Here is an 11,919-nt window from a genome sequence, read left to right on the forward strand (position 1 = left end):
CTCTTCCAAACTTCCCCTCGCTCAATGATTTACAAACCTATAATTCAACCTAACACTGGGAAAGCAACACCATGAGTAAGGAAACCTTCGACGCGACGCGTTACAACCAGAGTAATAATAAGCCTTTTGAAGAAGTACTGGAAGCGAGCCTATCTCGACGCAGTATCCTGAAAGGTGGCCTAGGTATCAGTGCGATGACCGCTTTTGGCGCATTTGGTCTATCTGGGTGCAACTCTTCTAGTTCAGGCACTTCTGCTGGTGGGGGCTCTGGCGTTTCAAGTGCAGTCCTCAATTTTGATTCGATTCCAGGCTCACTGACGGATGCAGTATCGATTCCGCAAGGTTACGTCGCACAAGTATTGGTGCCATGGGGTACACCTCTAAACGCACAAGGTAACGCTTGGAAAGACGACGGCAGCAACACGAGTACCGACCAGCTTAATGCATTGGGTATGCACCACGACGGCATGCACTTTTTCTCGCTAAACGACAGCGACACTGACGGCTTGTTGTGTATCAACCACGAGTACATTGATACCGCAGCTCTGCATCCAAGCGGTCCGACGGCCGTGGGCGGTGTGCGTACTATCGTCGATGAAGTTCGTAAAGAAATTAACGCACATGGTGTGTCTGTGGTGCGCGTTCAACTTGAAAACAACATGTGGAAGTTGGTAGATACCGATCCACTAAACCGCCGTTACACTGGCGCGACAGTCATGGATCTTTCTGGCCCTGTCGCGAATACAGAATTGACCGTAACTCGCTTCTCACAAGATGGCAGCCAAGCGCGCGGTACACTGAACAACTGTGGTAATGGTTTCACGCCTTGGGGGACTTACCTAACGTGTGAAGAGAACTGGCCGGGTTACTTCGTTAACGCTGGCGTTCGTACTGAAGAACAAGATCGTATTGGTGTTGATGACACAAGCACTCGTTACCTATGGGAAACATTAGCGGGGAATGCCGAAGAGCGTTTGGACGAATTCACGCGATTCAATGTAGAACCAACAGGCGCAAGCGCATTGGACGATTACCGTAACGAGGCGAACGGCCATGGTTACATTGTTGAAATCGACCCTTACACGCAAAACTCGCGTGCGAAGAAGCGTACTGCACTAGGCCGCTTCCGCCATGAAGGCTGTACATTCGGCAAGCTTGAAGAAGGCAAACCAGTAGTATTTTACTCTGGTCACGACTCTCGCTTTGAGTACCTATACAAATTTGAATCTGCGGCACCGTGGGATCCTGCGGATGCTAACCCTGATAACCGCTTGGCGATGGGTGACAAGTACATGGATGAAGGCACACTGTATGTGGCGCGCTTCAACGAAGATAGCTCTGGTACTTGGCTACCATTGACACTAGATAGCACGACAGTTTCTGGTGGCACACTCGCAGACAGCTTCAATTCTCTAGCAGAAATCATCCTGAATACGGCGGGTGCAGCCGACCTTGTTGGTGCGACGCCAATGGATCGCCCAGAGTGGTGTACCGTTGACCCATTCACAGGCTCGGTTTACCTGACGCTAACGAATAACACTAAGCGTACAGAGGAAACTAACCCTGCAAATCCACGTTTGAACAACAAGTTTGGTCACGTAATCCGTTGGGATGAAGGCGAAGCAGCAACAGACTTCACGTGGGATATCTTTGTGTTTGGTTCTCCAGCAAACGGTGATGCGGACACTAACCGTTCGAGCTTGACCGAGCTTAACCAGTTTGCGAGCCCAGACGGCTTAGCGTTTGACCCTCGCGGCATTCTGTGGATTCAAACGGACAACGGTGCAGATGAAGTGACGTCTTACACCAATGACCAAATGCTTGCGGTTGTACCTTCTAAGCTGACGGATGAAAACGGTACACAAGAAGTGATCGGTGCAGAAAACCAAGCTGAGTTGAAACGTTTCTTCGTTGGCCCTAACGGCTGTGAAGTGACGGGCTTTACCATTAGCCCAGATTACAAGTCTCTGTTTGTGAACATTCAGCACCCAGGCAACTGGCCTTACAGCGACAATGCAGCAGAAGAAACACCTGCGGGGATGACACTGCGTCCACGTGCTGCAACGGTGGTTATTCGCCGTGAAGACGGTGGTGAAATCGGTGTTTAACCAATAGGTCATACAACTGAAAATCGGGAATAAGAAAAGCCCTGCGTTTGCAGGGCTTTGTTTTTTCTATCTAAATACTCATGCACTTTGTATCTAGGCTTGTATCTAGATAATAAGCTTAGTTTTTCAGCGAGCCGCCCGCAGTGCGAATCACATCTTGATACCAGAAGAAGCTCTTCTTACGTTTACGCTCTAACGTACCTTGGCCATCGTTGTGGCGATCAACGTAGATGTAACCGTAACGTTTGCTCATTTCAGCAGTTGAGTTCGCGACCAAATCGATTGGTCCCCAGCTGGTGAAGCCCATCAGCTCAACGCCATCCAGAATCGCTTCGTGAGCTTGTACAAGATGGTCGTTCAAGTAAGCGATGCGGTAATCATCTTGAATCTCACCGTTTTCATCGATTTCATCACGCGCGCCTAAGCCATTTTCTACGACGAATAGTGGCTTTTGGTAGCGATCGTGAAGGAAGTTCAGCAGAACACGCAGGCCTTTTGGATCGATCAGCCAGCCCCATTGGCTCTTCTCAAGATATGGGTTTGGTACGCTATCGACGATGTTACCCACTTCTTTCTGTTTCGGGTCTGCACTTGCACAGCCACTTGCGTAGTAGCTGAATGAGATGAAATCGACACTTGCCGATGCAATTTCTTCTAAGTCGCCTGTTTCCATCTGAATTTCAATGCCATTTTCACGGAAGTAACGCTTCATGTAGCCAGGGTACTGACCACGTGTTTGTACATCACCGAAGAACAACCACTTGTTGTTTTCATGCATTGCAGCAAGCACGTCATCAGGATTACAGGTGTATGGGTAGTTGATTGCGCCAAGCAACATGTTACCAATCTTGCCGTTTGGTACGATTTGCTGACACAGTTTTACCGCTTTTGCGTTTGCGACTAGTTGGTGGTGAATCGCTTGGTAAATCTCTTGTTCACTGGCGTCTTCTTGCAAACCAACACCAGTAAATGGTGCGTGCAGTGACATATTGATTTCGTTGAACGTTAACCACAGCTTCACTTTGTCTTTGTAGCGTTCCAGCACGGTGCGAGCATAACGTTCGAAGAATTCGATGACGCGACGATCGCCCCAACCGCCATAGTTCTCGACCAGTGCGTAAGGCATTTCGTAGTGAGATAAGGTCACGAAAGGTTGGATGTCGTGCTCGGCAAGTTCGTCAAAAATTTTATCGTAGAACGCCAAACCTTCTTCGTTAGGTTCTAGCTCGTCACCGTTCGGGAAGATGCGGCTCCATGCCAAAGACAGGCGCAGACAGTTAAAGCCCATCTCTTTGAATAGCGCAATGTCTTCTGGGTAGCGATTGTAGAAGTCGATCGCCACATCTTTGATACCCGGCGTGCGTTCTTCACGGGTTTGATGCGGACTCAAAATACCGTTCGGCAGCATGTCCGATGTCGATAACCCTTTACCCCCAAGGTTGTACGACCCTTCTACTTGGTTTGCAGCAATGGCACCGCCCCAAAGAAAATGTTCAGGAAACTTAATCATGTTTCTCACTCTTTATCGTTCGGAAGTTATTCGTTTTATTTGCTTGAGAATAGTGTAGGTCAAGGAGGGATTCTTGTATCGAGATCGTGTTTTTCTCAAACAGCGGGGATGCCTAGTTCTAATGATGATTTTGTAATCAATATCAACCTAGGTTGATTTGAACAATAAAGTGAAAGTCAGCCCATTTTGTTCATTCTTATGCGCGGTAATTTGTCCGTTCATATCACGCATATTGTTAGCGGTGATCGCCAAACCGAGCCCTAAGCCTTCACCAATTTTCTTTGAGGTTTGGAAGGGCTCGAACATGGATTCAAGCATCTCATCCGATACGCCGCAGCCATTATCACTGACGATCAGTTCGACCTGATTGCCGGTTGGATTGACGATTAAGTTGAGCTGCGGGTTGGTGGTCTTGTTCATTGCGTCTAGCGCATTCGAGACTAGATTACCGAGCACCTGAAGCAGTCGTTGTTCTTCACCCATGATATTAGGTAAATCATGAGGAACGCGCACACGCACATCCACCTTGTCTAATTGGGATTGATAAACGCGTAAGGTATCTTCGAGTGCGGAGGTAAGAGAAATTGCTTGTAGGCTTTCTGGTTTGTTATAGGCGAACGTCTTTAACTGGTTAGTCATGCTTGCCATGCGATCAATCAACTTCTGGACCAATACGTTGTTGGCTTTCATCATCTCGGTTTCGCCACGTTCTGCTAGCAGTTCGTTTGTTGTGAGCAGGGTACGCAAGCCCGTCAGTGGCTGATTGAGCTCATGAGTAATCGCGCTCGACATGCGACCCAAGGCGGCCATTTTGCTCGATTCAATCAACTGGCTTTGCGCTTCTTTTAGCGCTTGAGTACGCTCTTCTACTCGTTGCGCCAGTTCTTGGTTGACCTGTTGCAGCGATTGCTCGGCTTTTTTCCGCTTACTGATGTCGATGATTGTTGCAAGGAAATACTGCTCGCCATGCCAAGGGAAACTGGTCAGCGAGAACAAGACAGGGAAGACGCTTCCGTCACTGCGTCTGGCAATGGTTTCGACCGTGCTGATCTCTGCGAGCTCTTTATGTTTAGGTAAATCCTTAAGCAACTTGAGTGTGGTGGAGTTGGGATTGCCTGCGTCGAATAACTCCCAAGCAAAAGCATGTCGATTGACGCTTTCTGGTAAACAGAACAAACGCTTCGCCATTGGGTTGAGATCGAACAGTTGCCCTTGTTCATCAATCAATAGCAAACCAACGTGGGTCTTATTGATCATCTGTTTCAAGCGGCGTTGGGACTCTTCCAACAGAGCTTGAATTCGTTGTTGATTGATGTGCTTTTGGCGACGTTGTAGACCAATGATGACGAGTAATACAACTAACAAGAGCAGCGCCGCTACGCTCCAACCAATCACGTTGATGGTTTGTTGAATCGGCTTAGAAGGGGTGAGGTAGCTGACGTACCAATTCAAATCATCCAATTTAACGGTGTGCGCAAAATAGCGTTGCTGATTGAGCGTCCACACACTGATATTGGTGTTGTCGTATAAGCGCTGCGTTTCTAACTGAACGGTATTGCTCGGTTCGTTAAACCAGTCTGCGTTATAGAGCGAGCTGCTTGATAGGAAAAAGCGTTGCTGGCGATTTTGCAACGTAATGATGTCTTGGCTAGTAATGGTCTGTTCGGTTAATAGGCTAAGGTTGATTTGCACCACCACAATGCCTGCAATATCTAAACCGTCGTAGATAGGGGCTGCAAGATAATACAACGGGCTCGAACCTTTGGTTTTGTTTACTAAGGAAACACCGCCGCCTTGATTGTGAATTTGTTCCACAATCGCTTTTCGGTCAGACAGGCTAAAGCGCTCTTCGATTAAACTCGAGACCAATACTTCGCCAGAGTTAGACAGGATTAGCCAGCCTTCCGTATTGGCGGCTTTATCGAGTTGAGTCAGTTGGGTTTGCAACGGTTCGTAATAAGTCAGATTCCCTTTCACAAAAGCGATGGTTTCTGGGTTATTGGTGACGAGGTAAGGCAGATGGTAGAAGCGTTTAAGTGCACGGCGAACTTCACCAATATAGTCGAGCAGTTTTTGTTGAGCTTCGGTTTGAGTTTGTACACTCAACCACTGACGGGCAACTTCTCTACTGGCGCTATAACAAGACAACATCAGCACTGCCGCAATTGCGACCACAAGCCATGTTTTGCCATTCCTTTTGCGCTGCATACCGACTCCATTCAGCTAGTGTGTTCTCACCAACAGTCATTAAAGAGTGCGCCTAACTGGTTGGATGTTAAAGACTTGTAAGCAAGAAGTGAGATCTAGCTCCTTTTCTCCTCAGTGGTTTTTGCTACCGTTAATAAAGAGCGATTTCTTTCCCACCCCATAAAGCAGGCAGTAACTCATGGCTTTTGATGACACCCCTAAAATTGCACTTATCGAAGACGATGACATTGTTCGTCAGGCTACCAGCCAATGGCTGCAACTGGCGGGGTTTGATGTGACCGCATTCAGTTTAGGCGAAGAGGGCAAAGCGGCCATTCTTAGCCAAGAATTTGATGCGATTGTCAGTGATGTTCGCCTGCCAGACACCGATGGTTTGTCGATACTAGAAAGCCTGATTGCCAATCACATTCCAACGCCGGTTATCTTGATCACCGGACATGGTGACGTTGATATGGCGGTAGGCGCATTACAAAACGGTGCGTTCGATTTTATCGAGAAACCTTTCCAACCGGAGCGCTTATCCCAACGAGTGACCGAAGCGGTAGAAAGCTATCGCGCGCAAACGTCTACTCAAGATCGCCAAGAGTACCTATCTAGCGTTAGCGGCTTAGAAGAAGTGTTGATTGGGCGAAGCCGAGTGATGCAACAGCTTAGAGAACAAGTTGCCAAGTTAGCGCGCATTGATACCAATGTGATCATTTACGGTGAAACAGGTTGTGGTAAAGAGCTAGTAGCGACCAGTTTGCACAATGAAAGCCAACGTAGAACCCATCATTTTGTGCCAATCAACTGTGGCGCAATTCCTGAGAACCTGTTTGAAAGTGAGCTGTTTGGACACGAAGCTGGAGCATTTACTGGAGCGGGTAAAAAGCGCATTGGTAAATTGGAATACGCGGATAAAGGCACCTTATTCTTTGATGAAATCGAGAGTATGCCGCTGTCCATGCAGGTGAAAGTGTTGCGTTCATTACAGGAACATACAGTTGAGCGCGTTGGAGGCAATCAACAGATCTCAGTTGATTTGAGAGTGATCGCCGCCGCGAAAGAAGATCTCAATGATCATGATGAGTTTCGTCAGGATTTGTACTATCGCCTCAATGTCGCGCAGATCTATTTGCCACCACTACGTGAGCGAGAAGAAGACGCGTTGATCTTGTTCGAACACTTTGCCCTGAAAAGTAACCCTGAGAGTCGTCCGCTTAGTGAAGCCGATAGAAAAGCCATTCTTGCTTACGCTTGGCCCGGTAACGTGCGCGAGCTAAGGAATGTCGCGATGCGTTTTGCATTGGATGAAACCGTCTCCGTAATGGAAATTCTCTCCAGTCGACCATCTTCTACAACCGAAGAGACACAAGCAGGCGTTCCGTTGGCGATACAGTTACACAACTTTGAGCGTAAAGTGCTGCATGATTCCTTAGTTCGACACCAAGGACGAATTACGGATGTGATGGTCGAGCTAGATTTACCGCGCCGAACCCTCAACCAAAAGATGCAGAAGTTTGGTTTGAATCGCTCTGATTACACCTAACTGAATCAACTACGGGCTCTGCTTTATGCGCTCTCTTTGAAGGAAGAAAACGTCAGCTCTTTGCCTTGCTCGGAGAGAACAGTCACGCGGTCGCGACCATTCTCTTTAGAGCGATACAACGCGTGGTCGGAGCGAGAAATTACATCGTGAAGTGTTTCGTCCGGCTTCATCTGAGTGACACCAAAACTCATGGTCACTGGCGTGTTACTTGCTGCGCAGCATGGCTCTGTTCTTACCCAACTGCGAACTTTCTCAGCATACTCTGCCGCTTGTTGGGCTGTGTGTTTTGGAAGTACAACCATAAACTCGTCGCCTCCAAAGCGAATTGCTTGGGCTTGTTGAGGAAGGTAACGAGTCATAATGTTTGCCACTCTCACAATCGTCTCATCCCCAGCTAAGTGTCCACATGCGTCGTTAATGTGTTTAAAGTTATCGATGTCCGTCATGATGATGCTTAAGCTTTCGTGTTTGTCGATTACTCGCTGAACCATCTTCGGTATAACCTTTTCCATGGCTCTGCGATTAAGTAATCCAGTCAGCGCATCCTGAATCGAAAGGTTTTCAATCGAAATTAATAAACGAGCGTTGATTAGCCAAAGCATGCAAAAGCTCATCGAAACGACAAGGCAGATGCTAAATAGGAAGGTGAGCTGATGGATCAGTCCTGCAGACATAAAGCTCGATAGTTCTGAACCAAAATAAGACCAAATGACTCGCACGGCCATAAAAGCGCCATATCCAATTAGTGAAGCAGCCATGCCAATCATTGGCCATTTATCGTCTTGATTGTCGCCTTTCATCATCGCCCAACCACTTGCTAACGTTACTGCTGATAAGTAAACACTGATCACCAGAATACGGATACGGATAGAGGGCACATGGAAAGTGAAGTAGTAAGTGAGAGCGACAACAATGGGCAGCACAGCAGTGAAGCTGTAAGCGATCCTAAGTGTAAAAGTGCGGAAGATACAAACACCATAAAGTGTCAGCAGAAAGCCAATGAGCAACGTAGTATTAGAAGCGACAACGGTGAGCCAGTCGGAAGCGCTGTCCCGAAAGCTCAGGAGTAAAGGTCCACCCCCAATGAATAACAATGAGATAGCAAAGCAGGTTAACCCAGGAATTTTTCGCTGTTGGTATTGGGTAAAAAGCAGCCCGACTGAGTAGATACAAGAGAAAAGAATAATGATGAAGTTGAGAGTTCTTATATCTAAAGAGAAGTTGTCCATGTCGCCATCCTAGCCGCTCATCTTATATTTTATAAATCATACGCTTATTAAATATAAACACGACTTATACTAGAACAATTGATGCGAGATGTCTTGGATAGCTGATACTTTTGGTGATTAATGGAACAAGCCCACACTTGGTGGGCTTCGGTCTGAAATATGTCTTAATTTGTAGATTCTGCAACCGTCAATTGCGCTTTCGGTTTGGTTGCCACTACACCCACAATCACCATAGCAATGGTCGGGACAATCCAGCTTGCAAAGTAGTGGTACAGCGGCATGTTGCTGTCTAACCATTGGTTTGCCGCTTCTGGCATGTAACCTAGGATGTGCAGCGCATCAATACAACCAAACGTTAGAGCAGTGAACGCCGTCGCGACGACCATGATTTGCGACATCTTGTTGCGCACTGGTGCCATGATCATCAATGCAATCGCTACTGGGTGAAGCGCCACAACGGCTGGCAATGTGATAGCCAATAGTTGCTCTAGACCTACGTTAGCGATCAAACCTGCCAATACCATGGTCGTGATCACGCAGCCTTTGTAGTTCACTTTGCTGAAAGTGTTGTCGTAAAACTCACTGCCTGCTGTGGTTACACCGATAGCAGTAGTCAAACACGCTAATACCATCACGGCACCCAGTAATAGTGAGCCAAATGCACCGAAGTGGCTGAAGGTGAATGCCGTTAAAATGTCGCCACCATTGCTGAACTCAGAACCTAAGTATGAGCTTGTCGAGCCAATGTAAGCCAATGAGATGTAAACAAATGCCATGGCAACCGCGTACATCAAAGCTGCGATCAGCGTGTATTTTGCAGTGGCTTTCGGACAATCCACACCCATGCTGCGAATCGCGCGGAAGATTATCCAACCAAAACCGATAGAACCTAATGCATCCATGGTCATGTAGCCTTGGGTCAAGCCTTCAGCAAATGCGCCAGATACGTATGGTCCTGTTGCGGCAGTTAGCTCACCTGCAGGAGAAATCAAAGCAGTCACAGACATGATGATCAAGATACCCATTAATGCAGGCGTTAAGATCTTGCCTAGGTTGTCGACCAATTTGCCCGGGTATAGCGCAAACAAGATGGTGATAGCACAGAAGGCAATAGTGAAAGGCACCAAAGCGGCATCACCAAACATTGGCGCAAAGCTGAATTGGTAAGCCACGGTAATCGCACGTGGGATCACGAACGCAGGGCCAATCACGATAAATACCATCACCCAAAAACTGGTCGCCAAAGGTTTAGGTAGGGCAGCGGTTAATTTGTCTGAACCGTTTACGATAGCCACCATCACCAGTGCCATCGCAGGCAGACCTACGCCCGTTAAGAGGAAGCCAGACATCCCGCTCAGAAAGTTTTCACCTGCTTGGTAACCCAAAAATGGAGGGAAGATCAGGTTACCTGCGCCTAAGTACATGGCGAAAGTCATGAAGCCCAAAGCGGCGATATTGCGTGCGCTTAACATTGTTATTCCTCTTATGTTTCGCTTGGAAGAAACTGAAAGGAATGGGAGGAGTATGTGGTGTTCCCGTCAGCTTCTTCTCAAGCTGACAGAAAGTTTAGATATAGCCTGTCAGCTCTGAATCAGTTTCAGAGAGAGCAGGAGGATCGCAGCAGCAACGCCAGATGGGCGTTTTAAAGCGAATTGTAATTGCGCAGTTGCTGACATGGGTGATCCTTAATGACGAAAAAATACCAAGGAATACGTTTGCCTTGGTGTGTTGTTACCCTAACGAACATAGGGCTATTGGCACAACCCCGAAGTAGAAAATAAGTTGATACGGTCAATGTTTGTTTCTGAACTGGTGGATCGAACTGCTTTTTAAATTCAAAATTAGAATAAATGACTTTTCATTTCTGTAACATGGCTTGTTTTGCTGTATTTTTGTGCTATTTGTAGTCGTTTAGGCTATAAATCTCCGCTGATAAAGTGAGCAGTTTAGAATGATGCGCTTTTTCTTCTTATTGTTAAGACGCTCATTAGTTGCAGTTCAATCCAAAATTGCATCGGCAAAATATTGCTTATTAGTGAATCGTGCATTTATTTTGTCTTGATCACATTTTATTAACCTTTTGCGATCTAGGCGTGCAGCCTTCTTCTCTTGAATAAGCAAGATCTTGCTCATTACTTTGCTATCAAATCAGCATGATTTTGCTCATTTTTGATGTCCTTCAGCACTTAGTTCAATAAATACAAAGAGTTAAAAGTTGGCATTTCAATTGCTCTAGGGAATTTGTTGTTAATAAAGATTTAACATGATGTAAATCCCCAATCGTGAAACGACTACACGGAGAGTAATAATGAAAATGAACAAGCTGGTAAAAGCTTTGGCTGTCGCTGTGACTTCTTTTGGTATTGCTGCTAACGCTGCGGCAGAAGATCGTAGCTACATTCTTGCAACGGCATCGACAGGTGGTACCTACTACCCTGTGGGCGTAGCGCTGGCGACGTTAAGCAAAGTGAAATTGGCACCAAAGCACCACTTCTCCCTTTCTGCAATCAGCTCTGCGGGCTCTGGTGAAAACGTCAAACTGCTGAACGAAAACGAAGCACAGTTCGCGATTCTACAAGGTCTTTACGGTGCATGGGCTTGGTCTGGAGAAGGTCCTTATGAGAAGAGCGGTCGTCAAGAACAGCTGCGTTCGGTCTCTATGCTGTGGCAAAACGTTGAGCACTTTATTGTTCGCTCTGATCTAGCAAAAACTGGCACTGTGACTGACCTGAACAACCTAGATGGCAAGAAGTTCTCTATCGGTAAGAAGAATTCTGGTACTGAGAACTCTGGTCGCCAAATCATGAAAGGTCTGAAGGTCGACCCTGATAAATTCAATCTTGCTTACATGGGTTACGGCGGCAGTGCGAGCGCACTTCAAAACGGCACCATTGACGGCATGAACACGCCTGCAGGTGTACCTGTTGGTGCGGTCACTCAAGCTTTTGCTGCGTTGGGTAAAGACATTTCGATTCTTTCGTTTACTGACGAGCAAATCAAAGAGGCGAACGGTAACTACAACCTATGGACGAAGTACGAGATCCCAGCGAACACGTACCCGGGTCTAGATAAGCCGATCACTACCATTGCACAGCCAAACTTCTTGGCAGTTCGTGAAGATATCTCGGAAGAAGACGTTTACCAGCTAACCAAAGCCATCTACGAGAACCTGCCTTTCCTACAAGGCATCCACAAAGCAACAAAAGCAATGGCGATTGAGAAAGCGATTGCTGGTTTGCCAGTGCCTCTTCACCCAGGTGCGGCGCGTTACTACAAAGAAATGGGCATCGAAATCCCATCAGATCTAATGGCGAAATAACGCCAACTTCGCCCCGA

At 47.0% G+C, this 11,919-nt stretch carries 7 protein-coding genes; 3 read left to right on the forward strand and 4 right to left on the reverse strand.

What is annotated here, in order from left to right; all coding sequences use genetic code 11:
* Positions 1 to 71: 71 nt before the first annotated feature.
* On the forward strand, positions 72 to 2,108 hold the full coding sequence (locus tag A9237_RS16950) for a PhoX family protein (RefSeq protein ID WP_078608782.1): 2,037 nt from the start codon (positions 72 to 74) through the stop codon (positions 2,106 to 2,108).
* Between the two features lie 118 nt (positions 2,109 to 2,226).
* Here A9237_RS16950 and A9237_RS16955 read toward each other — a convergent pair whose 3' ends face one another.
* Both A9237_RS16955 and A9237_RS16960 read right to left on the reverse strand, forming a co-directional pair.
* Positions 2,227 to 3,618 (reverse strand): glycoside hydrolase family 1 protein, encoded by a 1,392-nt coding sequence (locus tag A9237_RS16955; protein WP_078608783.1) that lies wholly within the window; start codon positions 3,616 to 3,618, stop codon positions 2,227 to 2,229.
* A gap of 147 nt (positions 3,619 to 3,765) precedes the next feature.
* Positions 3,766 to 5,826, reverse strand: coding sequence for a sensor histidine kinase (locus tag A9237_RS16960; protein WP_078608784.1), 2,061 nt, complete (start codon positions 5,824 to 5,826; stop codon positions 3,766 to 3,768).
* Between the two features lie 178 nt (positions 5,827 to 6,004).
* On the opposite strand from A9237_RS16960, the gene A9237_RS16965 reads away from it, so the two are divergent.
* Positions 6,005 to 7,354 carry a sigma-54-dependent transcriptional regulator gene (locus A9237_RS16965; protein ID WP_005438233.1) on the forward strand — a complete coding sequence of 450 codons (1,350 nt, stop codon included), beginning with the start codon at positions 6,005 to 6,007 and terminating at the stop codon, positions 7,352 to 7,354.
* 23 nt (positions 7,355 to 7,377) lie between these two features.
* Here A9237_RS16965 and A9237_RS16970 read toward each other — a convergent pair whose 3' ends face one another.
* Both A9237_RS16970 and brnQ read right to left on the reverse strand, forming a co-directional pair.
* The gene (locus A9237_RS16970; protein ID WP_078608785.1) at positions 7,378 to 8,583 is read right to left on the reverse strand and encodes a GGDEF domain-containing protein; all 1,206 of its coding nucleotides are present in this window, start codon (positions 8,581 to 8,583) and stop codon (positions 7,378 to 7,380) included.
* Between the two features lie 164 nt (positions 8,584 to 8,747).
* Positions 8,748 to 10,055 (reverse strand): branched-chain amino acid transport system II carrier protein, encoded by a 1,308-nt coding sequence (brnQ, locus tag A9237_RS16975; RefSeq protein ID WP_078608786.1) that lies wholly within the window; start codon positions 10,053 to 10,055, stop codon positions 8,748 to 8,750.
* An 836-nt stretch (positions 10,056 to 10,891) separates the two neighbouring features.
* Here brnQ and A9237_RS16980 point away from each other — a divergent pair.
* Complete coding sequence (locus A9237_RS16980; RefSeq protein ID WP_005374185.1) at positions 10,892 to 11,902, forward strand: TAXI family TRAP transporter solute-binding subunit; 1,011 nt, start codon at positions 10,892 to 10,894, stop codon at positions 11,900 to 11,902.
* Positions 11,903 to 11,919 lie beyond the last annotated feature (17 nt).

The organism is Vibrio owensii, from assembly GCF_002021755.1.
Taxonomy (GTDB): Bacteria; Pseudomonadota; Gammaproteobacteria; order Enterobacterales; family Vibrionaceae; genus Vibrio; species Vibrio owensii.

Bases quoted from the DNA above. Each gene is read 5' to 3' on its own strand.
- A9237_RS16950 (WP_078608782.1), top strand. From the start codon at position 72: ATGAGTAAGGAAACCTTCGACGCGACGCGTTACAACCAGAGTAATAAT.
- A9237_RS16955 (WP_078608783.1), bottom strand. From the start codon at position 3,618: ATGATTAAGTTTCCTGAACATTTTCTTTGGGGCGGTGCCATTGCTGCA.
- A9237_RS16960 (WP_078608784.1), bottom strand. From the start codon at position 5,826: ATGCAGCGCAAAAGGAATGGCAAAACATGGCTTGTGGTCGCAATTGCG.
- A9237_RS16965 (WP_005438233.1), top strand. From the start codon at position 6,005: ATGGCTTTTGATGACACCCCTAAAATTGCACTTATCGAAGACGATGAC.
- A9237_RS16970 (WP_078608785.1), bottom strand. From the start codon at position 8,583: ATGGACAACTTCTCTTTAGATATAAGAACTCTCAACTTCATCATTATT.
- brnQ (WP_078608786.1), bottom strand. From the start codon at position 10,055: ATGTTAAGCGCACGCAATATCGCCGCTTTGGGCTTCATGACTTTCGCC.
- A9237_RS16980 (WP_005374185.1), top strand. From the start codon at position 10,892: ATGAAAATGAACAAGCTGGTAAAAGCTTTGGCTGTCGCTGTGACTTCT.